Source organism: Paraburkholderia kirstenboschensis (assembly GCF_904848585.1).
Classification (GTDB): domain Bacteria; phylum Pseudomonadota; class Gammaproteobacteria; order Burkholderiales; family Burkholderiaceae; genus Paraburkholderia; species Paraburkholderia kirstenboschensis.
The window spans coordinates 40,695-66,987 of the sequence record NZ_CAJHCR010000020.1 but is presented as its reverse complement, the minus strand read 5'-3'; the positions used below and the strand labels follow the sequence as shown (position 1 = coordinate 66,987).

General features: G+C 59.3%; 22 protein-coding genes. 14 read left to right on the top strand and 8 right to left on the bottom strand.

What is annotated here, in order from left to right:
* Positions 1 to 450: 450 nt before the first annotated feature.
* Positions 451 to 870, top strand: a complete 420-nt coding sequence (locus tag JMY24_RS32495) for a GFA family protein (RefSeq protein WP_328809311.1) — start codon at positions 451 to 453, stop codon at positions 868 to 870.
* A 100-nt stretch (positions 871 to 970) separates the two neighbouring features.
* On the opposite strand, the gene JMY24_RS32490 is transcribed toward JMY24_RS32495, so the two are convergent.
* The gene (locus JMY24_RS32490; protein ID WP_128596314.1) at positions 971 to 2,278 is read right to left on the bottom strand and encodes an NAD(P)-dependent oxidoreductase; all 1,308 of its coding nucleotides are present in this window, start codon (positions 2,276 to 2,278) and stop codon (positions 971 to 973) included.
* Positions 2,279 to 2,432: 154 nt separating this feature from the next.
* Complete coding sequence (locus tag JMY24_RS32485) at positions 2,433 to 3,332, bottom strand: Bug family tripartite tricarboxylate transporter substrate binding protein (RefSeq protein WP_236597618.1); 900 nt, start codon at positions 3,330 to 3,332, stop codon at positions 2,433 to 2,435.
* 351 nt (positions 3,333 to 3,683) lie between these two features.
* On the opposite strand from JMY24_RS32485, the gene JMY24_RS32480 reads away from it, so the two are divergent.
* The 3 genes from JMY24_RS32480 (at position 3,684) to JMY24_RS32470 (ending at position 7,827) form a co-directional block, all read left to right on the top strand.
* Positions 3,684 to 4,607: a LysR family transcriptional regulator gene (locus JMY24_RS32480; protein ID WP_128596312.1), complete on the top strand. Its 924-nt coding sequence runs from the start codon at positions 3,684 to 3,686 to the stop codon at positions 4,605 to 4,607.
* Between the two features lie 95 nt (positions 4,608 to 4,702).
* Entirely contained in the window at positions 4,703 to 5,515 is an 813-nt protein-coding gene (locus tag JMY24_RS32475; RefSeq protein WP_236597617.1) for an IclR family transcriptional regulator, read from the top strand.
* Positions 5,516 to 5,715: 200 nt separating this feature from the next.
* Complete coding sequence (locus tag JMY24_RS32470; protein ID WP_201703591.1) at positions 5,716 to 7,827, top strand: 3-hydroxyacyl-CoA dehydrogenase NAD-binding domain-containing protein; 2,112 nt, start codon at positions 5,716 to 5,718, stop codon at positions 7,825 to 7,827.
* Positions 7,828 to 8,139: 312 nt separating this feature from the next.
* Here the strand turns inward: JMY24_RS32470 and JMY24_RS32465 are convergent, their stop codons facing one another.
* Positions 8,140 to 8,757: a cupin domain-containing protein gene (locus JMY24_RS32465; protein WP_128596311.1), complete on the bottom strand. Its 618-nt coding sequence runs from the start codon at positions 8,755 to 8,757 to the stop codon at positions 8,140 to 8,142.
* 485 nt (positions 8,758 to 9,242) lie between these two features.
* Here JMY24_RS32465 and JMY24_RS32460 point away from each other — a divergent pair, with 485 nt between their 5' ends.
* The 9 genes from JMY24_RS32460 (at position 9,243) to JMY24_RS32420 (ending at position 20,247) form a co-directional block, all read left to right on the top strand.
* Positions 9,243 to 11,408 carry an acetate--CoA ligase family protein gene (locus JMY24_RS32460; RefSeq protein WP_201703589.1) on the top strand — a complete coding sequence of 722 codons (2,166 nt, stop codon included), beginning with the start codon at positions 9,243 to 9,245 and terminating at the stop codon, positions 11,406 to 11,408.
* A complete protein-coding gene (locus tag JMY24_RS32455) occupies positions 11,401 to 12,441 on the top strand; it encodes a CDP-6-deoxy-delta-3,4-glucoseen reductase (RefSeq protein WP_128596310.1) in 1,041 nt (346 codons plus the stop codon). The genes JMY24_RS32460 and JMY24_RS32455 overlap by 8 nt, the downstream gene beginning before the upstream one ends.
* Before the next feature lie 26 nt (positions 12,442 to 12,467).
* Positions 12,468 to 13,196: an enoyl-CoA hydratase/isomerase family protein gene (locus JMY24_RS32450; RefSeq protein ID WP_128596309.1), complete on the top strand. Its 729-nt coding sequence runs from the start codon at positions 12,468 to 12,470 to the stop codon at positions 13,194 to 13,196.
* Positions 13,197 to 13,240: 44 nt separating this feature from the next.
* Positions 13,241 to 14,029, top strand: coding sequence for an enoyl-CoA hydratase/isomerase family protein (locus JMY24_RS32445; RefSeq protein ID WP_164853656.1), 789 nt, complete (start codon positions 13,241 to 13,243; stop codon positions 14,027 to 14,029).
* Between the two features lie 474 nt (positions 14,030 to 14,503).
* The gene (tcuA, locus tag JMY24_RS32440; RefSeq protein ID WP_128596308.1) at positions 14,504 to 15,913 is read left to right on the top strand and encodes an FAD-dependent tricarballylate dehydrogenase TcuA; all 1,410 of its coding nucleotides are present in this window, start codon (positions 14,504 to 14,506) and stop codon (positions 15,911 to 15,913) included.
* Positions 15,900 to 17,060 (top strand): tricarballylate utilization 4Fe-4S protein TcuB, encoded by a 1,161-nt coding sequence (tcuB, locus tag JMY24_RS32435; protein WP_128596307.1) that lies wholly within the window; start codon positions 15,900 to 15,902, stop codon positions 17,058 to 17,060. Before tcuA ends, tcuB begins: the two co-directional genes overlap by 14 nt.
* Before the next feature lie 199 nt (positions 17,061 to 17,259).
* Positions 17,260 to 17,745 carry a tripartite tricarboxylate transporter TctB family protein gene (locus tag JMY24_RS32430; protein ID WP_128596306.1) on the top strand — a complete coding sequence of 162 codons (486 nt, stop codon included), beginning with the start codon at positions 17,260 to 17,262 and terminating at the stop codon, positions 17,743 to 17,745.
* Positions 17,742 to 19,304, top strand: coding sequence for a tripartite tricarboxylate transporter permease (locus tag JMY24_RS32425; RefSeq protein WP_201703587.1), 1,563 nt, complete (start codon positions 17,742 to 17,744; stop codon positions 19,302 to 19,304). Before JMY24_RS32430 ends, JMY24_RS32425 begins: the two co-directional genes overlap by 4 nt.
* 205 nt (positions 19,305 to 19,509) lie before the next feature.
* On the top strand, positions 19,510 to 20,247 hold the full coding sequence (locus JMY24_RS32420; protein WP_236597616.1) for an IclR family transcriptional regulator: 738 nt from the start codon (positions 19,510 to 19,512) through the stop codon (positions 20,245 to 20,247).
* A 24-nt stretch (positions 20,248 to 20,271) separates the two neighbouring features.
* Here the strand turns inward: JMY24_RS32420 and JMY24_RS32415 are convergent, their stop codons facing one another.
* Positions 20,272 to 20,994, bottom strand: a complete 723-nt coding sequence (locus JMY24_RS32415; protein WP_236597627.1) for an SDR family oxidoreductase — start codon at positions 20,992 to 20,994, stop codon at positions 20,272 to 20,274.
* A gap of 102 nt (positions 20,995 to 21,096) precedes the next feature.
* Positions 21,097 to 22,218 (bottom strand): CapA family protein, encoded by a 1,122-nt coding sequence (locus JMY24_RS32410; protein WP_128596304.1) that lies wholly within the window; start codon positions 22,216 to 22,218, stop codon positions 21,097 to 21,099.
* A gap of 253 nt (positions 22,219 to 22,471) precedes the next feature.
* Between JMY24_RS32410 and JMY24_RS32405 the strand changes: the two genes are divergently transcribed.
* On the top strand, positions 22,472 to 23,299 hold the full coding sequence (locus tag JMY24_RS32405; protein WP_128596303.1) for an SDR family NAD(P)-dependent oxidoreductase: 828 nt from the start codon (positions 22,472 to 22,474) through the stop codon (positions 23,297 to 23,299).
* A 44-nt stretch (positions 23,300 to 23,343) separates the two neighbouring features.
* Here JMY24_RS32405 and JMY24_RS32400 read toward each other — a convergent pair whose 3' ends face one another.
* The 3 genes from JMY24_RS32400 to JMY24_RS32390 form a co-directional block, all read right to left on the bottom strand.
* A complete protein-coding gene (locus JMY24_RS32400) occupies positions 23,344 to 24,510 on the bottom strand; it encodes a lactonase family protein (RefSeq protein WP_128596302.1) in 1,167 nt (388 codons plus the stop codon).
* A gap of 88 nt (positions 24,511 to 24,598) precedes the next feature.
* On the bottom strand, positions 24,599 to 25,000 hold the full coding sequence (locus JMY24_RS32395) for a Zn-ribbon domain-containing OB-fold protein (RefSeq protein ID WP_128596301.1): 402 nt from the start codon (positions 24,998 to 25,000) through the stop codon (positions 24,599 to 24,601).
* Between the two features lie 5 nt (positions 25,001 to 25,005).
* Complete coding sequence (locus JMY24_RS32390; protein ID WP_201703583.1) at positions 25,006 to 26,175, bottom strand: thiolase domain-containing protein; 1,170 nt, start codon at positions 26,173 to 26,175, stop codon at positions 25,006 to 25,008.
* Positions 26,176 to 26,293 lie beyond the last annotated feature (118 nt).

Below are 26,293 nucleotides of genomic sequence, written 5' to 3'. Positions count from 1 at the left end.
GCCGGCGGCGAGCAATATGGCGAGGTCTCGCGCCGCGAACGAGGAGCCGTCGTCGAGAAACAACGGCAGGGTCATCACGCCGGAGAGCGAAACCGCGCCGCGTACTCCAGCCAACGACGTCGCCGCGATCAAACGCCAGTCTGGCGAGTTGATCGCGTGCAGCGCGGCGCGTGTGAGCGGCGCGGGTGGTGGGCCGTCAGCGCGTTCGCGAGCGCGCTTCATCCTAGCTTCCGAAGTCCGGCCAATAGGGAGGACGAGTGGAGTAGCCTCGCCTGTGCTTCCGTCAGCGGGCGGGTCTGATGTGTGCTTGACAACATGCGAGTCTATGAATTGAATAGCGCGGAGGGGCTCGACAGCTTCGCTGACAGGCTCGACTTGCGGCTGCAACGATTCCGCTCCTATAGTTAAAGCCGGCGAGCCAGTGTCTCGCCTGGAATCCAATCGCGGTAGATGGAGGCGAGAATGCGAGTCGAAGGTCGATGTTTGTGTGGAGGAATTGTCTATGAGGCAGAGGTCGAGCCCGGAACCGCTTCAATCTGCCATTGTTCGGACTGCCAACGTCAATCGGGTTCCGTTTTCAGAATGAACATATCGGCTCCTGCGGACACATTCCGTCTGTTGAAAGGGACGCCAAAGATTTACCTGAAGATCTCTGAGCGAGGAAACAGGCGACTCCACGCATTCTGCGCAACTTGCGGTGGTCCCGTTTATTCATCGGCAGCAGAAAACGCACAGGCCTATTCGTTGCGGGTGGGGGCGCTTGAACAGCGATATGAACTTCAGAAGCCTGCAAGGCAAATCTGGACGAAGGGGAGGTTCGCATGGCTACCACCCATCGAAGGCACAGAGGAGTTCGTAGGGCAGCCGTAGAAAATGGAAAAGATGACGGAGAACCGCCGACCCTTTCTTCAGGGACAGGCAGCTCGATCAACAGACCCGAGTCAGATCCGCATCATCTGTATCGGGCGAGTTAGGTCGAATTTTGAGGCGTGGCGGGGTAGAGCAACGACAGTTCATGGACGCTCTTTCCGTGTCCGAACTGGCTGCGCATCTGCTCCAAGATAGAGCGCGTCCCGTTTGCGATCATCAACGGAACACCGATTCGGCTAGCGAGTGAACAACCTTCCTGAAGGTGTCTGAGCGCATCGTCGACGGACGAGTTGCTCGGCCGTTCGCCGCTCATGAGCTCGCTAAAGATGTATCGCGACCCGGTACTCCAACCCGAACTATCACGGAGAACCTCGCTCATGTCCTTCAATTGCAGCCCGTAGTTCAGGCCAGCAGAAATACATTCGTAAGATATCGCCCGTGATTGTGACGCACCGATGCTGGCGATGGTTTCCAGTATGCCGGCTCCATCGGTTTCCGACTGTGTAGCCGCAGACTTAACCGCATCGCCGGTAATACTCGAGCCCGCCATCGACCCAATGATGTTTACCATGTCCTCGAGGCGAGCCTGTGGACCCAGCAGATTCCCACCGATCTGCAGGAGACCCTGAACGATACCAGTGATCGGCATCGGGGCGCCGTGCGTCATGCCAAGGGAAAGTGCCTGATGAATATCCTTCAGCATCAGGGACAGCGCGAAATCGGTCGATGCCTTCCCCTGAAGAAGGGCGGGCAACATACGGTCGGTGATCTGACAGCACGCTTCGCTGTCTGAAAGATGGTCCGCCATCGTCTGGAGCGTGAGTCCGGACTTCCGGCCGAATGCCAGCACCTCAAGCATGCCGAGACGGTTGCCCGCGTTCATCGCATTATTGACGGTTTTCATGGCCTGACCGTCACCCACGCGGGGTCCACAGCGAAAAATCTTGTCCGTAATCGCTCGAAGAGCCGGTTCTGCCCGGTCCAGAACCTCGGCAGGTGCCGACACCATAAGGTTGGCGTTTCCCGTGGAGACTATCTGAGGGCTTGCCGACACAGCGGCGTCCATCATCAGTACGCCCGACTCGGAAAGCGCCGCCGCAATCTCGCGGGTCTCTTCGGGTACACCGCTAGTCTGGTCAACCACTATCTTTCCGGGGCTCAACCCCGCAGCCAGCCCCTCTAGTGCAAACACTGCGTTCTTTACATCAGCGCTGCGCGGCAGGCAAAGGAAGACGACGTCGCAGCGCCTCGCGAGTTCAGCCGCTGTGGACGCCACGCTGGCGCCGAGAGAAGCCAACTCTCCCACCGCAGTCGCGCTGATGTCCCATACCGTCAGTTGATGGTCCCGAAGGAATCGCCGGGCAAGCTGGCCGCCCAGCGCGCCGAGCCCAATATATCCGATCTTCATTGTCGCCTCACATGACAGTTTGATTGATGGTATCTGGTTGTTGTCGGGATGCTGCCGGCAATGGTGCGGTAATCCCGAGGCAGCGACCTGTTTGCAGCGATCCTATCACGCAAATCATTGGTCGGTTTCAGTTCCGATGCACGGAACCCGTAATTTATTGGTTAATGTGTAAATCAAAATGCGTCGCTGCGTGGAAGTCGGTCCATTTCTTCGTGTCCCGAAGGACGTAGTCCATCGCGGACTGGGGCGTGCTGACTCCTGGCTCGTACCCGAGCTTGTGCATGTAAGCGACTGTCTCGGGCATACGGGATACCGTGTTGATTGCAACGTTAAGCTTCTGGATGACGTCCGCGGGAAGCCCTTTTGGTCCTACCAGCACGTAGTACGTGTAGGGATCGACGTTGCCCAGACCGGCGATCTTCGCCTCCCCCAGCGCCGGGACATTGGGCAGTGAGGCCACCCTTTTGTTACCCGTAACGGCAAGAGCGCGCACCATGCCACCCTGAATCGACGGGAGCGCGCCCTGAATGGGTGTCATCCCGATCTGTACCGATCCGGACAGCAGTGCAGTGATGATTTCGGCGTCAGCCTTGAAGGGAATGTGCGTCATCCGTATCCCGGCGAGGCTCGACAGATATTCCATCTGTATATGGCTGGCTGAGCCGATGCCGGAAGACCCGAAGTCCAGTGAGCCGGGGTGAGCCTTGCAGTACTTTACAAGCTCTGAAATGTCTGAGACGGGGAGCGACGGGCTCGCAACGATCACGCCGGGTGCCTCGCCGACCAGACCGATAAACGAAAAGTCTTTGACGGGGTCGTATGGAAGGTCCTTCTGCAGGCCGGGGTACTGGGACGCGGCGCTGCCGGTGATGAGGAACAAAGTGTACCCATCGGCGGGCGCGGACTTCAGAGTCCGTATCGCAATCATCTGATACGCGCCGGGTCGATTCTCGATGTATACGCTCGCTCGCAGGACGTCGCTGAGTTTTGACGCATAGTACCGGGCGATCGTGTCGGTCGCGCCCGCAGCATTGAATCCAACGAGCAGCCTCACCGGTCGCGCCGGATAGCTACTTTCTGCGCACGCGTGTCCCGAAATGAGCGCGGCTGCGAAAATCCACACGATTGCTCTAAGCAAGGGCCCAATAGCTCCGAATCTCCAGTGGCTGTGCATGTCTTCCTCCCGTCAATGAAATTTCTAACAGTTTGCCTGATCGATGCGGTAGAGTGTTTTAAACGGCATGAGTTCCGACAGTCGGAACGCAATATACCCGCGTGGACGGACGTCCCCGATTCGCGCCGGAGTCGGTATTCGTTGTGCTGTGGGCGGGGTATCCCGACAACTCGCCACTGCGATACCGAAGGGGCCTCGACCCGACTGGACGTGCTCAATAAGGCAACGCATATGGAAATCCGGCAGCTTCGCTATTTCGTGCAGGTCGTTCAGAGCGGTAGCATGGGCCGTGCTGCCATTGAGCTCGATCTCGTCACGTCGGCACTAAGCCAGCAGGTCAGTCGTCTGGAAAGCGAGCTTTCCGTGCGTCTTCTGAAACGCACCAAGAACGGTGTACAGCCGACAAGTGCAGGTCTCACTTTCTGGCACAAGGCGCAGTTGATTCTGCGCATGGCCGACGATGCAGCCAGGGCGGCGCAGATGGAACGTCTGTCGGGCGAAGCGTCGGTGGGACTCGCACCGAGCACCTCGGGAGTGCTTGCGCTGCCATTCCTTTGGGAAATGAGGTCCCGGTATCCGGACGTCGGTATTCGCATCGTAGAGAGTCTGTCCGGCAACCTCGAATCTTTGCTTGCATCACGGCGGATCGACGTAGCCATCCTCTTTGGCGGTCCAAGGGCGAAGCGTGTCCAGACCGCTCCACTGCTTTCCGAGCGGCTGTATGTGATTTCTGCCGACACGTTGCCGGTCCCTGTCGATCCGTCTGGTTATGACATCGCTGAACTCGCGCAATTTCCCCTGATCCTCCCAAGTAGTCCTCATGGGCTGCGGTCTCTGGTAGATAGTGCCTTTTCCCGAGCCGGTTGCGCAATGAGCGTGACGGCCGAGATAGATGGACTTGCAACGCTGATGGAGGCGGTTAGCAGCGGCCTGGGCGTGACGATTCAGCCCGCTGCGGCCCTGGCGCGCTGCAAGGGCTCAAAGCTGTACACGGCGCCGATTATTGGAACCACCCTCAGCCGTATCAATCTTGTCGCGTCTCTGGCGGATGAAGAGTTGACGCCATCCGGTCTGGCAGCGCGTCTCGTTTTGCGGGAAGTGGCACTGAAGCAGGTAGAAGAAGGGCGGTGGCTTGGGGTGACAGCGTTGATTTGACCAGAGCGCATGCTCACTGATGAGTCGGTTTTCGAGCCGAGATGATTTGCGTGGTGTTCGACGCGAGCTGTAGCAAGATATTTGAGGGGTTTTCCGTGAAAGAGACCATGCGCTCGGTGCAACGCATCCTGGCTGTGTTCGAAAGTTTCAGCGTCGACAGAACAAGTCTTATGCTTCAGGAGATAGCGGACCGCATTGCGCTTCCCAAGTCGACGGCATTCCGTATCGTCCAGAGCCTGGAGAAGGCGGGCTATCTGGTGCGCCTTGAAGATCAACAGTATTGCCTGTCATTCCGGTTTACCCGTCTGGCGGGCAACGTGCGCAGCACCTTGGGGATTCGCGAGATATCAAGACCTTTCCTTCTTCAGCTTGCCGACCGCACTCGCGAGACAGCTTCATTGCACACGCTTTCGGGTAGCTACCGGATCTGCATCGACGCGGTGGCAACCGTCGCTGCCCCGCTCAGAATGGTCGCCCAACCTGGCGAGCAGGTGCCGATGGTGGCGGGCGCTGCGTCGAAGGTGCTGATGGCGTACATGTCATCGGAGAAGCTGTCTGCGATGGTGGTCGATGTCGCGCGAGTGACAAGAAGGCCAAGGGCCGAGATCGAGAAGGAAATGGAAAAGATCCGCACTCAGGGGTTTGCTGTGTCGCACGGCGAGCGTCTTCTCGGCATTTCAGCGATCTCCGCGCCGATTCACGACTCGGCCGACCAGGTCAGGTACTGCATTTCTGTTGGCGCTCCCACCGTTCGAATGAGGATTAACGAGGATGAAATCGTACGCAGCGTCCTGATTGCCGCAGCCGATATCTCGCGCCAGTTCGGCGCCGCGTCGGTGGACTTTCATGGAGAGTCCCAGTTTCTCGGGAAAAATACGGGAACGATTACCCATCGCATCAGCGGCTGACACGCAAAAGTTCAGGCTATTAGTTTCATTGAATGGAACTAATGCTATCCAGTAGAACGCGTGATAACATCGGTCGCATCTAATATGCGGGCGGGAAGGTGCACTCACGGTGGGTCGACTCACGTCGACACGCGCTGCAGGGACTTAGGTGTCGGGCATCGCGCGCTCGGAATCGGATTTTTGCTGAAAGGAGACCGGCGATGTCGGAAGAAACGTTAGTTGGATATAAGGTCGTAGATGGCGTAGCGGTGATAACGCTTAGCAATCCACCGGTGAATGCGCTTGCGCCCGGGATGCGGGAGGGACTGATTGAATGTCTTGAGCACGCGAATGCCGACAACGAGGTGAAGGGCGTTGTCGTGACGGGAGGCGGGAGCAATTTCGTGGCGGGGGCCGATATCCGGCAATTCGGCAAGGAGCGCAAGATTTCATCGTCGGTCAGCACTGCAGCACTGGACGCCAGTCAAAAGCCAGTTGTGGCGGCCATCCGCGGCTACGCATTGGGTGCGGGACTGGAGCATGCGCTCGCATGCCACTATCGATTCGCCTCGCCCGACGCAAAACTGGGTTTGCCCGAGGTCAAGATCGGCATCATTCCTGCCGGAGGAGGTACGCAACGCCTCACGCGACTGGTCGGCCCGAAAGCGGCTATCGACATCATCGTCAGCGGGCGCCACGTGTCTGCAAAAAACGCTCTGGAACTGGGTCTGATCGACCGCGTCGTGGCGGACGAACTGGTCCTCGCGCAAGCGGTGGACTTTGTAAAAGGTCTGCCGCAGGGTCAGGGCGTGCGCCGCGTTCGCGACATGAACGACCGCATTGAGCACGCCAAAGCGAATCCGCAGGAGTGGACACCCACGCGTGACGAAGCCGCCAGGAAGGCGCGAATCGTCAAGGCACCACACAGCGCATTGGCCTGTATCGAGATGGCAGTAAACGGATCGTTCGAGGAAGGCATTGCGCTTGAACAATCGCTTTTCAGCGAACTCGAAAGTTCAGATGAGGCAAAGGCGCTCCGTTATGCATTTTTTGCGGAGCGCGAAGCTGCGAAGATTCCGGGCAAGCCGGACCACTACAAGCCCGAGGCGGTCCGCAGCGCCGCTGTGATTGGAGCGGGAACGATGGGCGGAGGGATTGCCATCTGTTTCGCCGATGCCCGCATTCCGGTGAAAGTGCTTGAAGCAAGTCAGGAGGCCCTTGATCGCGGAATGCAGAAAATCCGGGATACATATGCGACAAGGGTGAGTCGAGGCAGTCTGACTCAGGGTGAGATGGACGAGAGCCTCGCGTACATCCGGCCCGTGATGGACTATGAACAGATCGGTGACGCAGATGTGGTGATTGAGGCGGTTTTCGAGCGCATTGATCTCAAGAGGGAAGTTTTCGGAAAAATCGACAGCGTAATGAAGGAGGGCGCGCTGCTGTTGACCAACTCCTCGGCGATCGATATCGACACGATGGCCAACGTGACGCGCCGCCCAGCGGACGTGGCTGGAGCGCACTTCTTCGCACCGGCGAACGTCATGAAGCTGTGCGAGGTGGTGCGAGGCACCCGTAGTTCTGTCGAGACCATCCTGCGTACCGCCAGGCTTGGACGCGACCTGAACAAGGTAAGCGTCGTTGCGGGGTCATGCGACGGCTTTGCCGCAAACCGCAGTCGTGCACCGCTGGTCACCGAGGCGATGCTGCTGCTCGAAGAGGGTGCTCGACCCGACCAGATCGATCGCGTCATGAAAACGTTCGGGTATCCGATGGGACCATTCGCGGTCAGCGACCTGTCAGGTCTCGATGTTAGCTACGACACCCGAAAACGGCGAGCGGCGGCGGATCCCACCTATCGCAAGTTGCACGTTCCTGACCGGATGGTTGAACTTGGCCGCAAAGGGCAGAAAAGCGGCGCGGGTTGGTATCGGTATAACCTTGGCGACCGCAAGCCGATTGTGGACCCGGAGGTCGACGCGATCATTGCAGGCGTGGCACGCGAACTCGGCGTCGAACAGCGGGAGTTCTCGGACGACGAGATTCTTCAGCGCCTGCTCTTCGCGTCGGTCAACGAGGTCTGCAAGATTCTCGAGGATGGGAAAGCGTACCGCGCGAGCGACGTCGACGTGATGTGGTTGTACGGCTTCGGATTTCCGCGCCACCGGGGCGGCCTGATGTATTGGGCGGATACCGTCGGGGCAAGGACGGTTGGCAAGCAGGTCCAGGCGTGGCACGAGCAGTTCGGCAAACGCTGGAAGCCGGGGCGCCTCTTGCTCGAAGCCGCGGCTGTAGGGTCTCAACTGCGTGACCTGCGCGCGCCGGGCATCTGATATCGACATGCCGATGACCTTCGATTCACGTGATACAGGATCGAAGGTCTCGTCGCACCAGCCTCTGCATAGTGATGGATGCCGTATGGCTGCGAGCGACGGCAACGCCCGCATCGCTCATGTCTGAGACTGCCGGGGCAGTCATTTCCGATCGCTGGTCGACGGCCGAGTAAGAACCCGGCCTTACCCTGTTGCGCGATGAGGCGAACCCGTTCCCCAAACGCCGATCGGAACGTTCGTCGCAGGAAAAGTAAATACCCCGGAGACAGCTTCCGTGTCCCCGGGGGCCGACCTGAAAGCCCGATTGCTGCGTCAGGCGTTATTTTCCTCGCGCGGATACTGGAGGACCAGCGCCTCGAGCCCCTTGTCGCCGGACCGGATCGTAAACTTTTCTTCGTTCGGCTCGACGACAACCATGGACCAGAGCGGAAGCTCTTCTTCGTTATGCACAAGGGTACCGTTACCGACAAAGACATAGTAACCGGCAGCGGCTTTCGGATTTGGGCCTTCGACACTCTGACCGGCTCCGAGTCGGACGATCTGCGCGTGCATGCCGTCCGAGTCGTCCTTCAGAAGCGTTTCCCAGACTGGCTCAGCGCGTTCCTTCAGCACCGGCTCGATGGAGAAGCGCACGCGTTCCGAGGTCAGATGACGGCGCTTGCTCGGCTTGAGCCGGTCCCGATACCCTTCCTTGTTCAGATACACGGGTTCCGAATTCCCGGTGTACATCCGCATGGCGACAAACGACAGACCCTGCGGACCTGCGACGATTGGCCCGTAAGCCGTGTGGTGGTCCTTGAACTGTACCGTCAGCGGCTCGAGCGGCTGTTGCTTGTTCCCAAGCGTCCCGGAGCCGGCGATGAACATCTGGAACATCGTCACACCGTGAAAATGCGAAACAACCGACTCGTGCGGTTGCAGTTCTGACATGGTGGCCTGCGGCCCTGAACCCGTGGCGTTTGAGCTGCGAGGGCCAAAAAACACCGTTCCCCAATGCTGGTTTCCGGTACCCGGAGAAACTACGACGTCTCTCTTGGAAAGCGCGTCGGCGCCGCTTCGTGTGTAGATCATTCAAAGTCTCCTTGAATCTGCCATCGACCGCAGATCGCTCTGCGATGCTTGTTGCGTTCGCCGGCATCTGGCAAACCACGATGGGATCGTAGCATGAGTTTTGAGGAACAGCATCGATTCCGACCATCGAAACCATAGCTTTTGAGGGGCATCACTTTTAGCGGTCCGTAGTCTGCTTTCTATAGTTTCATTGATCGGAACGCATTTCATTTATCGTTGACGTCGGTCGATTCAAGGTCTACAGTCGGTTCCATTGGATCGCTCACGAAATGGAGTGGCCGCCGAGAAATCGCTCGCTGTCAGAGCAGACTTTTCAGGAACAACCAGCTGGAGACGGATCGGAGATGAACGATTTCAAATATTTGCTCGAACCGCGGTCGATCGCGGTTGTCGGGGTTTCGGACGAAGCGGGCCGTCCTGGTTCGCAAGCTGTCCGTGCACTTGTCGGGAACGGTTACCAGGGACAAATCTATCCAGTCAATCCAAAGTACGCGGAGTTCGACGGTCTCAAGTGCTACGGCGCGGTGACCGACATCGATGCGCCAATCGACCTGGTCGTGATCGGCGTACCCGCGAAAGGCGTTATCCCGGTCCTGAAATCATGTGCGCAGAAATCGGTCCCATATGTCGTAGTTCTGAGCGGCGGCTTTCGCGAGAGCGGTACGGAGGGCGTTGAGCGCGAGCGCGAGATGCTGGAGATCGCAAGAGCGGGAGGAATGCGCGTCATCGGCCCAAACTGTCTGGGCTTCGCAAACATACATTCGCAGGTGTTCGCCGCGTTCGGAAGCATCACGCGGGAGCCCAAGCTGAAGAAAGGGTGCGTTTCGCTCGTTACCCAGAGTGGCGGCTTCGGCTACAGTCTCGCGCTTGCGTGTGCTGAGGCGGACATCGGTTTTCGCCATGTGATTGCCACTGGCAATGAGACGGACGTCGACACCGTACAACTGATCGATGCATTGCTGAACGATCAGGAGACCGAGATCATCCTCGCGTACATCGAAGGTACGAAGGATGGCCGGTCGCTGCTCGATGTCGGCCGGCGCGCGCTCGCGGCTGGCAAACCCGTTCTGCTCTGGAAGGGGGGAGTCACCGAAGAGGGTGCACGGGCAGCCGCTTCGCATACAGCAAGTATGACCGGAAGCTATGATTTCTATCGTGCGCTTTTCAAACAGACCGGTATAGTCGAAGTCAAGGAGATTCATGAGGCTGTCGACTTCCTGAAGGCTTTCGTGGCAAGGAAATATCCGGCCAACGGCGCGATGGCGGTCATGGGGGTATCCGGGGGCTCGGCCATCGTTTTTGCGGATGCCGGTGAACCCGAAGGGCTCCGCCTCGCGAATCTTGCGGAAGAAACGGAACGGCTGCTCGCGGAGGTGGTGCCCAATATCGGTGCCGTGCACAATCCGATCGACCTGACTGCCGGCTATTTTTCCGCGGGCAATCGCGACAAGCTGCGCACGGCTATCGAGGTGACACTTGCCGACCCCGGCGTGGATGCCCTTTGCGTGAACCTGGCCACAACCGGTAGCGCCGGCAGTACCGCTGCTGCCGAAGTGATCGCTGATGTGGCAAAGGGGTCGGCCAAGCCTGTCTGCGTATTCTCATCCGCTCCGCGTGACCAGATCGCGGATGCCGGCAGATTGCTCGCTGCTGCAGCAGTGCCGCTCTTCCCGTCACCGTCTCGCGCGGCGAAAGCGCTGGCGATGCTTGCGCGCTACGGCGCCGCACGAAGCCTGGTGGGGACTTCTGAATCCGCAGATTCTTGCCCAGTCCAGTCATCGAAAGACGTCCTCTCAGGCTGGGCCGGCAAGCTGTCCGAAGCGCAGTCGAAGGACATCCTTTCGCGCGCAGGTATTCCTGTCACTCGCGATGTGCTGGTGACCGATGCCGGCGGCAGCTTGCCGGACCAGCTGTCATGGCCAGTCGTCGTGAAGATCGTATCCCCCGATATCGCTCATAAAACGGAAATTGGAGGCGTCAAGGTCGGGATCCGCGACGCCAAGGAACTTGAGTCGGCCATTGCCGAGGTTCGCGCGAACGCCCAGTCTCATGTCCCGCACGCCAGAATCGAAGGCGTGATGGTCTCCCAGATGGTCAAGGACGGGTTCGAGCTGATCGCGGGTGTCGTGAACGACGAGGTGTTCGGACCGGTCGTGGTGGTGGGAGCAGGGGGGATTTACGCCGAGCTGGTGCGCGACTCCTCTTGCCGCCTCGCACCCTTCGATGAAACGGTCGCGCGACAGATGCTCGACGAACTGCGGTGCCGTCCGATTCTGGACGGGGCTCGAGGTAAGCCGGCGCTCGACGTCGATGCCACATCGAAAGCGCTTGCGGCACTCTCCCGGTTCGCATGGGAGCACCGCGATGGCGTATCCGAGATCGATGTCAACCCGCTTTTCATTCTGCCACACGGCGTCCTGGCGGCCGACGCGCTGATCGTGCCCGTGCCGTTCCCGGGCCATTTAAAGGATGGCCATTGTGGAACTTCCTGTAGATTTTTCCATGAATGACGAAACAGTTCACGCTGAACGCCACACCGTCACGTTCCAGCCCCTCGATCGCACGCTCGAGGTCCGCCGCGGAGAGAAGATCCTCGCGGCGGCGCTGGCGGCTAACTTTCCCGTTCCGTATAGCTGTCAGAGTGGCGTTTGCGGATCATGCAAGGCCAAGGTGACGGCTGGAACCTGCGATCATGGCGAAGCGCAGTTTGCGGGTCTTTCTGCTTCGGAGGCACAGCAGGGCTATGTCCTGCTGTGTCAGGCAACGCCAGCATCGGATGTGACGGTGCAATGCCGGACGGTCCCGTCGGTCGAGGGCTATCCAGTCAAAAAGGCACCGTGCCGCGTCGCTGCGCTGGAACGTCTTGCCGACGACGTCATGCGTATTCGGCTCAAGCTACCGGCCAACGCGCAGTTCAGATTTCTTCCAGGGCAGTACATCGACTTGCTGATCCCAGGTGGAATCAGGCGCAGCCTGTCGATAGCCAACTCGCCGGAGGATGAAGGCTTCATTGAGCTGCATCTTCGCAATTACGGCGGCCCCCTGAGTAACTTCGTCTTCGGCAAGTTGAAAGAGAACGACCTTCTTCGACTGGAGGGGCCATTTGGCACGTTCTTCGTCCGAGACGATTCCGACAAGCCAATGGTCCTGCTGGCCAGTGGCACGGGATTCGCCCCGATCAAGTCCATCATCGAGCACGAATTGCGAAAGGGCAGTGGCCGACAGATGACGCTGTACTGGGGCGGCCGGCGGCCGCACGACCTGTATTTCGATGCACTCGCCCGGTCCTGGGCGGACCACGGAATCAACTATGTCCCAGTCGTTTCCAACGCTCTCTCAGAAGACGACTGGAGAGGGCGTTCGGGATTCGTTCACGAAGCGGTGATGAGGGACTTGGCGGATCTCTCGTCGTATCAAGTCTACGCGTGTGGGGCGCCGGTGGTTGTGCTCTCGGCCAGGAGAGACTTTACAGAGCGATGCGGGCTGCCCGAAGACGAATTCTTCGCTGACATTTTCGTGTCCGGCGCAGCTCCCTCCGCTTGAATGCGCAAAAAAACCCAGGAGTTGGTATGTCGTTAGATGGGCTGCAGATCGGGAAGCGGGATTCGCAACTGTGGATCGAGATCGACCGCACCGGGAAGGCGAATGCCATGACGGTCGCCATGATGGAAGGGATCACGTCGGCGATCCTCCAGGCGAGCACCGACGATAGCACGCAGGCCGTGGTGCTGACGGCGAAAGGCGAGAAGCTTTTCTGTGCGGGAGTGGACGTGCGCGAGCAGTCCCCCGATGGCGATGTTGCACGTCAGAGGGAGAGACGTTCCCACGCGCTCGCGGCGCTTCAGGATGCGGTGATAGCGACGCCGGTTCCGGTCGTTGTAGCGCTGAACGGGCTTGCCGTTGGCGCCGGCGCCATGCTCGCACTGTTGGCTGATGGATGTGTTGCCGTTGAAGGATCGGCGCTCTCGCTGCCAGAAATCGATATCGGGATCGCCACCTTCTCGGGCGCAAACATCCTCACAGTGCTCGGCGGACGTGCCCTTGCGGCGGATCTGATACAGACGGGGCGGCGGCTTGTCGCCGAGGACGCGCTAAATCGCGGCCTGATCAGCGCAGTGGTCGAAAGAGGTGAACTCGAACACTCGGCGAGAAAAATCGCAGAGGCACTGGGATCCAAGAACCGCCCGGCATTCGCCGACAACAAGCGCTGGATCAATCGGGGCTTGCGCTCCGCACTTGAGGAATCCCGGCATGAACATGCGCGCCATCGGGCCATGGTGAAGGGCGTCGAGAAGTAAGGGGCGCGGTGCCCGGCAGATTACGAATTTAAACGGAGACGGACGTGGCGGATCTTGAAATCAGCAGGGTTGGTCGTGTAGTGGTTGCTACGCTGAATCGGCCGGAGAAAAAGAACGCGTTGAGCGAGGACATGCTTGAGTTGCTTCGCAACGAGCTCAAGAAAGCGAACGACGACGACGATGTAGGAAGTTTCATTCTCACGGGAGCAGGAGACGCATTCTGCTCGGGCGGTGATCTCGGGCGCCGCGCGGCCGAAGGCGGGGACCCCACGCCGCTTGAGCGAAAACACCGACTCCAGCGTGTTACTCACAAGGTCGCTCTGGCGGTTGAGGAATTCGAAAAGCCGTTGATTGCGGCCGTGAACGGTGCGGCCGTCGGCGCGGGGATGGACCTGTCGCTCATGTGTGACATCCGCTTTGCCGCCCGATCGGCCCGGTTCGCAGAAGCGTACATCCGGATCGGCCTGATCCCGGGTAACGGAGGTTGCTACTTTCTCCCAAGGCTAGTTGGGCCGGCTAAGGCGCTCGAACTGCTGTGGACGGGCGACTTCGTCGACGCATACGAAGCGAACAGACTCGGCATTGTCAATCGCGTGATGCCGGACGAAAGCCTTCAGGACGAAACGCTGGCATTTGCGACCCGTCTGGCGGACGGACCACCCGTTCAGACACGTGATATCAAGAAGCTGATGAACCAGTCAATGCGCACGGATCTTCGCACCAGCCTCGAGACCACCTCGGCTCTTATGGCGGTAGTCCAGTCGACTGAGGACTATCGGGAAGCGATCACGGCGTACAAGGATAAGCGCAAGGGCGAATTCAAGGGGCGGTGAAGCGCCTCAAGCATCCAGTACGGCCGGCCCGCGCGTCAAACTAGCAGCGAGGCTTGGAGCAGACCTCGCCCCTATCAGATCAGACCATGCAACAGATCGTGCGCTCGTTGAGATGGAACATCGACAAGTGGTTCGGACCGGCGTGCCGGGCCCGCATCATCGTGACCCGGTTCCCGGGTGTGAGATGGGGCGCGCGGTACGTTTGTGTCCGAGAAAAAGATTCGGATAGCGAAATAGCGCTCTTCCTCTTTCGGCATATGGACGGCTCATGGAGCGTCTTGCCGCCCGACCGGCGCAGGCCGTCGTTTACTTTGCATCTGCAGGCGTCTGGTGCCAGCGACTAGTCGCTCTTGTTGAGTTGGTGCACGAGAAGCGGGTTGGGTCTTTAAAAAAAATGAACACGTGTTGTCCGAAGGCTGGTGGCGATGACCCCAACGCCGCCGTAGCATGGCCTCTCAGAATAGGACAGATATCATGGTAGACGTTCTCGTAATCGGAGGAGGCAACGCAGCACTCTGCGCCGCGATCATGGCGCGGGAAGCAGGTGCCAGCGTACTTCTACTTGAAGCAGCCCCGCGGGAGTGGCGCGGCGGCAATTCACAGCATACGCGCAACCTGCGCTGCATGCATGACGCACCACAGGACGTACTCGTTGAGGCCTATCCGGAAGAGGAGTTCTGGCAAGACCTGCTCAAGGTAACGGGTGGCAACACAAATGAGGAACTGGCGCGTATCGCAATTCGCGCGTCTTCGAGTTGCCGTGACTGGATGAGAAAGCACGGAGTGCACTTCCAGCCCCCGCTTTCCGGCGCTCTTCACGTAGCCCGTACCAACGCCTTCTTTATGGGCGGTGGAAAAGCGCTGGTAAATGCCTATTACCGGAGCGCTGAGGCGATCGGTGTCGCTATCCGTTACAACGCCCCCGTCGATTCGATCGAGCTCGACGGCACACGGTTCGTAGCCGCAAGGATCGGCAATGAGCGCATTGCAGCGAAAAGCTGTGTGCTGGCAGCCGGTGGCTTCGAATCGAATCGCGAATGGCTGCGTGAGGCATGGGGGCAGGTGGACGGTGTCTGGGTGGCAGACAACTTTCTGATCCGTGGCACCCGGTTCAATCAGGGCACATTGCTGAAGTTCATGATCCACGCTGGCGCGGACGCTATCGGTGACCCGTCCCAGTCACATTGCGTGGCGATCGATGCGCGTGCGCCGCTCTACGACGGGGGAATCTGCACGCGCGTCGACTGTGTGTCGCTGGGCGTGGTTCTCAACCGCGACGGCAAGCGCTTCTACGACGAGGGAGAGGATTTCTGGCCCAAGCGTTACGCGATCTGGGGCCGTCTGGTTGCGCAGCAACCCGGGCAGATTGCCTATTCGATTATCGATTCCAAAGCGATCGGCCGGTTCATGCCTCCCGTTTTCCCGGGTACTAGAGCGAACTCGCTGCGCGAACTGGCGACTGCACTCGGCTTCAACGAGGAAGAATTTCTGGGGACAATCCTGACGTACAACCAGTCTTGCCGGCCCGGTACGTTCAATCACGCCGTGCTAGACGACTGTCATACGGAAGGTTTGACGCCGCCCAAGACACATTGGGCCCAGCCGTTGGAGCGTGCTCCGTTCTACGCATACGCATTGCGCCCCGGCATCACATTCACATACCTCGGCCTGAAGGTGAATTCCAATGCCGCTGTTCATTTCGGCGGCGAGCCGTCCCGGAACCTGTTCGTTGCAGGCGAGATGATGGCGGGAAACATTCTCGGCAAGGGGTACACGGCCGGTGTGGGTATGTCGATCGGAACTGCCTTTGGGCGGATCGCCGGCACTCAGGCCGCGGCAGCGGCGCAGCACTACAGGGAAGCTATCAATCATGCAGTCGCTTGAAGCATTGACCCGCGAGGCCGTAGAGCTCGCGACCAACGAAGTCGTCGCCCGAACTGACATGACGCAGGCAGAGAAGGAAGTCAGCCGCATCATGCAGATCTGTAACGCATGCCGGTATTGCGAAGGGTTCTGTGCCGTATTTCCCGCAATGACACGACGGCTCGAGTTCGGCAGGGCAGACGTACATTTCCTCGCGAACCTTTGCCACAACTGTGGTGCTTGTCTGCACGCGTGCCAGTACGCACCACCTCATGAGTTTGCTGTCAACGTGCCTCAGGCGATGGCGAAGGTGCGAGTGAACACCTATACGGACTATGCATGGCCCGCTTCGTTCGGCGCGTTGTACCGGAGAAACGGCACCACAGTCGCACTGGCGCTGGCCAGCGGGCTTGCGCTGTTTCTCTCCCTTGCCGCGATCTCAGGCAGACCGCAACCCGGCAGCGCAAACTTCTACAGCGTGTTCCCCCACAATCTGATAGCACTCATCTTTGGCACCGTGTTTCTTCTCGCCGTCGTCTCGCTGGCGATCGGTGTGCGCAGATTCTGGAGAAACGAAAGCCCAGGCGTGTTGTCGGTCGATGCTGCCGCAGAAGCAGCGGGATCAGTGCTGACGCTCAGATACCTCGGCGGTGGACACGGCGAAGGCTGTAACAACGACAGCGACAGCTATTCGCTTTCCCGGCGACGGTTTCACCATCTGACGTTCTACGGTTTCATGCTCTGTTTTGCATCGACATGCGTCGCCACCCTTTATCACTATTTCTTTGCTCTGGAGGCGCCTTACGGCCTGACCAGCATTCCCGTGTTTCTGGGGTCTCTTGGGGGGATGAGCCTTGTCGTTGGATGCAGCGGCCTTTTTGTTCTGAATCTCAGACGCCATCCGCTACACGGCGATGCATCGCAGAAGGGCATGGATCGCGGATTCATCGCGCTGCTCTGGCTGGCCGGCCTAACAGGACTGGTACTGCTGGGCGCCCGGGAAACGGATGCGATGCCAGTGTTGCTGGCCGTACATCTGGGTGTGGTGCTGGCGTTTTTCATGACGCTGCCCTACGGAAAATTTGCGCACGGTATCTACCGGTCCGCCGCTTTGCTGAAGTGGGCGATCGAGAAGCGAAAACCGTCTTCGTTAATGGTTGAGGAGTAGAACGCACCAGGAGGGGGCTAACGCGAAGTCCCGGCAGTCAGGCCGGTTGGCCGCGCGCCATGCTGCCGGCGGGCACTGGACACCATTGCTATATCGATCATAAGTCCGCGCCGCCGGCATCGCAGCGACGTGATAGGAACAGATCATCTCCGGGCGGAGAGAGAGCTGGGTGTTATTGACGTTCATAGGAGGAGACACCGTGAACAGAACACTGTTACATAAGGATCTGATCGGCGGGACACTGCTGGTCGTCGTCGGAACCGCAGTGCTGACGCATTCGGTTTCCTACCATATCGGCACGTTGTTTCAGATGGGGCCGGGGTTCTTCCCGTTTTTTCTGGGCATCATTCTGGCCCTGGTCGGTTGCGGGATTGCCGTTCAGGGATATCTCGCGGTCCATGCGGAGGCGGTGCCTGACAGACCCGCTGCGAAAAAGAAGCTGCGACCGGAGTGGAAGGCGTGGATTCTCATCGGTTTGGGAATGGTTGCATTTGTCGTTCTGACAAAGTACCTGGGGCTCGTCGCGGGCACTTTCGCTGTGGTTTTTATTTCAGCGCTCGGAGATCGTGATAACAACGTTAAATCGGCGGTCTTACTAGCACTCGCGATGGTTGCAATCGCCGTGGTCGTCTTCTGGTGGGCACTGCAGATCCAGTTGCCGTTGTTCAAGTGGGGTGTCCTATGATTGCGCAGACGCTGCATGATCTCATGTATGGCTTTAGCGTGGCAGCGATGCCGCAAAACTTGTTCTGGTCATTTGTCGGTGTGCTGGTCGGCAATCTTATCGGGGTGCTTCCCGGCATGGGAGCACTCTCAGCGATCGCCATGCTGCTGCCGCTCACCTATTCGATGCACGCGGTTCCGGCGCTTCTGATGCTGGCAGGGATATTCTACGGGTCGCAGTATGGCGGTGCGCTTGGTGCGATCCTGTTGAATCTGCCGTCGCATCCACCCCATGCTGTAACCTGTATCGACGGATATCCAATGACGAAACAGGGGCGTGGGGGGGCGGCGCTGGGCATTACGATGGTGTCGTCATTTTTTGCCGCCTCGGTTGGCATCGTGGTGATGATTTTCCTTTCACCATGGCTCGTCAAGATCGCTTTCGATTTCGGCCCGACTGAGATCGTCTCCATCATGTTGCTGGGCCTGATTGCTGGGGCGACGATGTCGCGCGGATCGCGCCTTAAAGGGATCGCGATGACAGTCTTCGGCCTGCTGCTGGGGATTGTAGGCACAGACGTCAACAGCGGGCTAGAGCGTTTCACCTTCGGCTTCCCAGAACTTTCGGACAAGGTCGAACTCGTTGCGCTTTCGATGGGCCTCTTCGGGGTTGCTGATTTCCTGATCAATGTCAACCGGATCAGTTTTATCGGGACGCAGACAAAGGTGCGTCTTCGCGACATGCGACCAACGCGAGCGGAGCTGAGGCAGGCTTTCTGGCCGATGGTAAGGGGCACGTTCGTGGGGACACTTTTCGGTGCCATGCCAGGTACTGGCCCGACTATCACCACCTTCCTCGCGTACGCACTCGAAAAGAAAATCGCGAAGCATCCGGAGCGATTTGGGCATGGGGCCATTGAAGGTGTGGCCAGTCCTGAAGCGTCTGCTCACGCAAAAACACAGGTTGACTTCATTCCAACCATGACGCTCGGCATCCCGGGTGATGCGGTAATGGCCCTGCTGCTGGGCGCCTTGCTGATTCAGGGATTCCAGCCTGGTCCTCAACTGATCACGCAGCATGCCGATCTTTTCTGGGGGCTGATTGCTAGCTTCTGGATCGGCAATGTGCTCCTCGTGTTGCTAAACGTACCCCTCATCGGAGTTTGGGTGAAACTCCTGCAGGTGCCTTATCGCCTCATGTATCCGTCCGCGCTCTTCTTCATAGCGGTCGGTGTTTTCAGTACGAACAACAGTCTTTTCGAGGTCGGCGAGGTACTGGTTTTCGGGATTATCGGAGCGGTTTTGCTCGCACTGGATTTCCCTGTAGCCACTATTCTTCTTGGGTACGTTCTCGGACCGATGGTCGAGGAAAATTTCCGACGGGCACTTCTACTGTCGCGGGGCGACCTCGCTATCTTCGTGCAACGGCCCATCAGCGCAGCGTTCGTGGCGATCTGCGCGGTGATGGTCGTTGGACAGTGCTACTTCGCCTGGCGAGCGCACCTGCGCAAGCGGTCGTTAGGCGGGTCGCCGGAGGTAGCGGTGCCTCCGTTATCTCACTCTCCGCTGACAGAAGAGTGATGTCACAGCGGCACGATGGGTGGGTGCTCATCCGCGCCGGCGGGGGCCACTCCGGTGCAGACCGCATGGTTTGCGACGCGCGATGCCGCCCGGGCCGCTGCTCAGACACAGAGCGGTCCCGACGGCCTGAATATTTGAAGGGCCGGTTTCGACCACACCTGATGTACCATACGGCTGTCTTTGACCCCGTATGGAACGTTGCGAAATGATGCGCTCGGTTGAACGTATTCTGGCTGTTTTCGAAAGCTTTAGCGTTGAGAGGAGCAGCCTGTCTCTTCAGGAAATCTCCGAACGCATCGATTTGCCGAAGTCCACCACTTTCCGGATTGTGCAGAGTCTGGAGCGAGCCGGGTATCTGGTTCGGCTGGAGGACCAGCAGTACTGCCTGTCATTCCGTTTCACAAGGCTCGCTGGTCTCGTGCGCGGCACCCTCGGTATCCGCGAGATTTCCCGTCCGTTTATGACGGAGCTCGCCGAGACAACAAAAGAAACCGTATCCCTCCATACGATCAACGGTCCCAACCGCGTGTGTATCGATTCCATTACTACAGTTACGGCCCCTCTTAGAGCAGTGGTGCAGGCCGGCGAACAGATACCGCTGCAGGGGGGCTCCGCTTCGAAGGTGCTGATGGCGTATATGTCAAAGGCGGATCTGACGCCGCTGCTGCCGGCCGCTACGAAAGCCACCAAGCAAACCAGGGCTGCTTTTCTGGAAGAACTTCAGCGCATTCGGGAGAATGGGTACGCTGTCTCGCACGGTGAACGACTAGTGGGCATCTCGGCAATCTCGGCCCCGATTAAAGGAGTCGACGGACAGGTGCACTATTGCCTGTCCGTTGGCGCGCCCTCTGTGCGGATTCAGATGCATGAGAAGAACTTCATCAAACTCGTAGTCGAGGCAGCTTTGAATATTTCGCGTCAGTTCGGCGGTCAAACCGAATAATGCGGGCAGAAATACAAGTGACATTCAAAACAGCGATCCCACCATTCCGCCTTCAACCGGGATCGTCGCGCCGGTAACGAATCCTGCCTGAACCGACGCCAGAAACGTGACCACCCCCGCAAGTTCGCTTTGGGTACCCATCCGGCCTAGAGGCGTCAGCTTCTTGCGCGCCTCGGCCTGACTAGGCGAGTAAGCAGCTGATCCGGCTCGATGCGGCGTTTCGATGAGGGCCGGCGCGACACAGTTGACCGTGACGCCGCTCAGGCCAACCTCGTTCGCGAGATGCTTCATATAAGCGGTCACACCGGCCCGGAAGACCGTCGAGAGGCTATGATGGGCCATCGGGGCTTTCACCGAAGCCGAAGTGATCGCGATCACGCGGCCCCATCCGCGCGCAGTGATCAACGGGATCGTCTGACTGACTACCTGCAACACACCAGCGAGCTGGTTCTGATACGCTTCGTCCCATCGCGCCATATCGACCTCCTCGGTGGTCTCGCGAATAGGATTGGGCGGGCGAGCCGTGTTGAGGACGAGAATGTCCAGCCCGCCGAACTCCGCTTTCACCACCTCGACCAGCGCAGCCACGTCTTCGCCCACGCGCATATCTCCCGCCTTCGCAACAGCGCGCACCCCATGCTGCTGTGTGATCTCGTTTGCGACCGCGTTCAGTTTGTCTTCCGAGCGTGCAAACAGCACCACGTTCACCCCCTCCGCCGCAAGCGAGTGAGCGATGTTTCGACCCATGCCGCCACTCGACGCCGTGACGAGCGCTGTCTTCCCTATAATGCCCAAATCCATGATAACTACCCTTCACTCTGACGGTTGAACGGTTGAACGGCTGGTGCCTTACTGTGCCGCGACTACGACTTCATCGCATTCGACTTCGAATCGGTGAGGCATGTCTACCGAGGCCCATTCCATGTATTCGACGACTTCTGCGAACCGCGGATCGCCTGGGCGAACAACTTCAGGGCGATAGCGGTCATCGAATTTGACGGGCAGGAACGAGACCTTTGCGACGCCTTGGGAGCAGACATATGCCTTGGCGAGCAGTGCGAGCGTGCAGTCCTTGCCGTAGGGCATCAGGGGATATGCCGGGTCGAGGTCCATGAAATTGCGCACGGCGCCCTGTGCCCATGCCGGCTCGTTCGTCCATGCGGGTGCGGCAAACGATTTGGTCATGGCGAAGACACCCAGGCTGTAGAAAATGACCTTGCCCTTGTAAACCTCGATGGCCTTGGGGATATGTGGGGCGTGTCCGACGACCAGATCTGCGCCCGCATCGATTGCTGCGTGAGCCACCTCCACCTGATAGTCGGAGATGATTCGCGGCAGGCGTATTGCGCCGGCGTGGTACGCGAGTACTACCACGTCCACCTGCTTGCGCAGAGCGGTAATGTCCTCCGTAAGGCGGGCAAGATCCTGCGGGTTCGGAAAGGTCCATACCCGAACCGGCTGGTGGGGGCCGCGCGGTTCGTAAGTCGTCTTGACGCGGATGTTGGCGACCCCGGGTTTTCCGTTGGCGGCTTCGGTCCCGGCAGCGGCCACCGACGTGTATCCGAGATAGCCCACGCGTACACCTGATTTTTCGATAATCGCTGGCTGACGGGCCTCCTCCAGATCGCGTCCCGCACCGGTAACCAGCAGACCGTTTTCGAGGAAGAGCTTGCGCGTGTCGAGCATCGCGTCCGGGCCTGCATCGAAACTGTGATTGTTCGCCATCGTCACTGCGTCGAACAGTCCACTCGTGAAAAGCGTTGACATTTCAACCGGCTGACAGACCTGAGGCGCGTGGTCCGACTTCACTCCACGTGTGGAGTATGTCCGCATGCAGTTCACGAAGCGGAAATCAGCCTCCCGCAGGGCGGGCGCTACCAGCTCCGTGTAACCTTCGATGGGAAACCCCTGCTCTGGCCCGTGGGTGGGACCGCAGTCACCACCGATCAGAATGGATGCAAGCCGTGTCATTGCGCCTCCTTATGTCTCTTGCCGGTCGCCTGTTAATCGGGCCTCGTGGAAAGGCTAGCGCAACCAGCCGTCCGTGGGAACCTGAAAAAAAACGCGCCGGCAATCGGTGTTAAAGTTTCATCCAGTGAAATGCGTATTGATGATAGGAACCCATGATAGCATCTGATGACTCGGTGATGTGCGCGAATACAGCGCGTTCGTTTTTGTTTTTGCGCGCCCCGTTTCGTTTTGACTTACAGCATAGGAGACAGCGGTGGCTCATACTGATGGCTGGACCTCGAGCGCGCGCCTCGCCGGCAAGGTGGCGGTCGTTATCGGGGCAGGACAGAGTCCGGGCGAGGGTGTAGGCAACGGGCGGGCGGTGGCGATGCGTTTCGCGAGGGAAGGCGCACGCGTGCTGGCCGTCGACAGATCGGTGGAATCAGCGCAGGAGACCGCGCTAATTATCAGGAACGAGGGTTTCGAGGCTGATGCGATTGCCGCTGACGTTGCGCACGAGGATCAACTCGCGGCGGCCATACATGGCGCCAGAGAGAAGTGGAGGACCGTCGACATACTGCACAACAACGTCGGCGTCAGTCTTGGCGGCGGCGACGCCGACCTGATGGAGATCACCGAGGAGCGCTTTGACAACATCTGCCGCATCAATCTGCGCGGCACCGTGTTTGCGTGCAAACATGCGGTGGCGATCATGCGCGAGCAGCGATCGGGAGTGATCGTCAACGTCTCGTCGGCCGCTGGACCTGGAAAGTATCCCTATGTAGCCTACAAGGCAACCAAGGCCGGCGTCATCGCGTTCACGGAGCAGCTCGCGGTGCAGAATGCGCCGCATGGCATCCGCGCCAACTGCATCCTGCCAGGGCTGATCGCCACCCCAATGGCGGTCGATACGCGAGCTCGCGAGTGGAACCAAAGCCGGGAACAGGTCCTCGCAGAACGGGACGCGAAGGTCCCGCTCGGCCGTCAAGGCACCGCATGGGATGTTGCGAATGCCGCCTTGTACCTTGCGTCCGACGAGGCGTCTTTCGTCACGGGCGTGTCACTACTTGTTGACGGCGGCCGGATTCTGAACCGTATCTGACGGCGAGCGGAGGCAGCAGCAAAAGCTGCCTTTCGCTTCTTTAGTCAGGCAACCGCAACAATGCCCATCCAGTACTGCAATTGACCATCGTGCGTGTCCACCGGGTATTGACGAACGTACGCGAGCGAACCATCGTCCTGCACCCGGAATACCGTGAGGGCCGCCGGGATGGACCTGATCTCGCCCTCGAGGTTTACCGCGAGTGGTTTGATGCTCGCTGTCACCAGTAGTCTGCCGGTAGGGTCACACGCAAAGGTTCGAACGTGAATGCTTCGCGTGTCGGCATGCTCCACGAGCGTTGGCTCTCCTGTCAATGAGTTGATCCTGAACACGGCGATGCTGTTCTCGCCGCCTGCGAAAACCTTCTGACCGTCGATTTCCTCAGTCCGGTCGGCGCGGTTTGCGACGTAAACGTATCGACCCGAAGGGTGGACGTGGATGGGGCCGCCCAGTTGCCGACCGTCTACGCGGTCGGGCGCTTCAAGCAGGCCGCAACGATATGCCGGCTCACTCTCGATAGTGCTGTCGGAAATCCGGAACATGTAGAGCTGGTTTGAGCGCTCGTCCGAAACATACAGCCACGGCCGCGTCGGATGAAAGTCGACGTGCCTTGGGCCGAAGCCGTAGCCGCGATCCGGTGCGATCACGTCGCCCGGTGAGAGGACGCCGTGCGAAAACGGGAACAGTCTCAGGGCACCGGGATCTTCTGTCTTGTCCGGCCGGGCGTGGTTCCCCCGGTCGACGATCAACGCTGCCTGTGCCGACGGCAGCACGCGAACCTGATGGGGATAGGCCCCGCAGTCAGGGACATTGCCCTGAGTAACGGGCTCGCCGATGGTGCCGTCTTCCAGAAGGGTGTGAATGGTCAGACCGCTGCGCGGAAAGTTGTGCGCGCTCAGAAGGTACTTACCATCCGGATCTACACAGATATGGACCGCTCGTCGATCAAGCGGGCGTGATGGGCCGTGCTTGGTCAGCGACCCGCTGTGGTCAATCCTGTACGCACTCACGTGGTTGAAATCGGAGGGTACGCGCGGCCCTGCGGCGCTGGTCGCCACGTAAAGATACGGGCCATCTGGATGGGGCCAGGCATACTGGACTTTTGCTGCGGTTCGGATACTTTCCCGTCGGCTCAGGGTTGCGGAAGCGACGTCGACATCGTAGCGTGTCAGGGTGTTGTCGACGGCACTAAACAGCGAAATGAGGCTCATTGCTTAAGGCTCCAGATTGCGGCGTAGCGGGCGGGTTCGCCGTCCTTATCGCTGTTGGGCGACAGTCCACCCGGTCAAGGATTGCTTGTCAGACGGGCGCGAACATCGGGATGGCTACGCCACTCTCAGATCTCTTGAAAACTACCCGAACCCGCTGGCCAATTGCAATCGCGTCATAGTCGGTATCGACGATATTGGTGAGCATCTTGGGGCCGTCGTCCAGTTTCACATAAGCGATGCAATAGGGCGCTCCGGCGCCTCGCCGCATGACGCTGTACGAGTATATTTCGCCAGTTCCAGCGGCCTCCTTCCACAACAGATCGGTGCTCCAGCAGAAAGGGCACAAGGATCGGGGATAGTGATGAGGCCGGCGGCAGCTCGTGCAGAACCTGAGCAGCAGCTGTCCCCTATCGGCAGCGTCGAAATAAGGCTCGTCACCGGGATTGATAGCGGGATCCTTGATCACGCGTTCTACGACGGTTGAAGTCATGCGAGTTACTCCCTTTCAAGGATGACGGTTGCGCCGCCATGGCGACTTCCGATCGCGCCGCCAATGCCAGTGGCGAGGGCAAGCGTGCAGTTCGGGACCTGTACGGACGGATGGGCTTCAGCGCGCAACTGTCTTACCGCTTCGATAATTTTCGTCATTCCACCGCGATTTGATGGGTGGTTGTTACAGAGGCCACCCCCGTCGGTGTTGAAGGGAAGCTTTCCTCTACCAGAGATTAGGTTTCCATCGGCGACGAACCGGCCGCCTTCGCCCTTCGGGCAGAACCCGAGGTCCTCGAGTTGCAGGATCACCGTGATGGTGAAGCTGTCGTAGATAGACGCGTACTGGATGTCTGCAGGCGTCACTTCGGCCTCTTCAAAGGCTCGTGGCCCGGTCCACGCGGCTGTCGTGTAGGTCAGGTCGATGTCCCCGCCCGTCAGGTGCTTGGCCGACTCGCCGCATCCAAGCACCCGAACGCGCGGGCGTGAAAGCGACTTTGCGATCTCCGGACGTGCAATGACGATAGCGCCCCCGCCGTCGCTCACAACGCACGAATCAAGCCGGTGAAGCGGGTCCGAGATCATGGGCGATGCCAGCACGTCTTCGACGGACACCACGGAACGCAGCATCGCGTGCTCGTTGTATTGCGCGTGGTGGGAAGCGGCCACCTTGACCCATGCCAGCTGTTCGTTTGTCGTCCCGAATTCGTACATATGGCGTTTTGCTGCCATCGCATAGAGGTTGAGCGGTACAGGGCTGTATGGAATTTCGAACGGAGCATCGGGAAGATTGGTGCCCCTGTTGCGCACCTGTGTTCCAGCGCTTCCTTCGGAGTTGGGCCGGCCCGCAAGCGTCACGAGGGCGACATTGCACTTGCCTGCCGCAATCGCCTGCGCGGCGTGCGCCGCGTGGATCAGGTATGAGCAGCCGCCCATGTCTGTCGAATCGATGTGGCGCAGCCTCGTCAGATTCAGGTAGTCCGAGAGCGACCATGGGTTTGCGCCGGGAGCGTCCCCTGCGCAGAAAAAACCGTCGATATCGTCGCGTGTAAGACCGGCGTCCTCGATCGCACCCTTCGCGACTTCAGCGTGAAGCTGGGCAACCGAGTGATTGGGAGCCTTGCGCAACGGGTGTTCGTAGGCACCGACGATATAGGCCTTGCCTCTGATGGTCATACGGTAGTCTCCTGTCTAGTGACGCATCCGTAGCGTCAAACTGCCTTGTCGCGCGGGCTGCTCAAGGTTTCGATGACTGTATGCCGCAGTCTCGTAGTTCCGATCAGTGGAATCAATG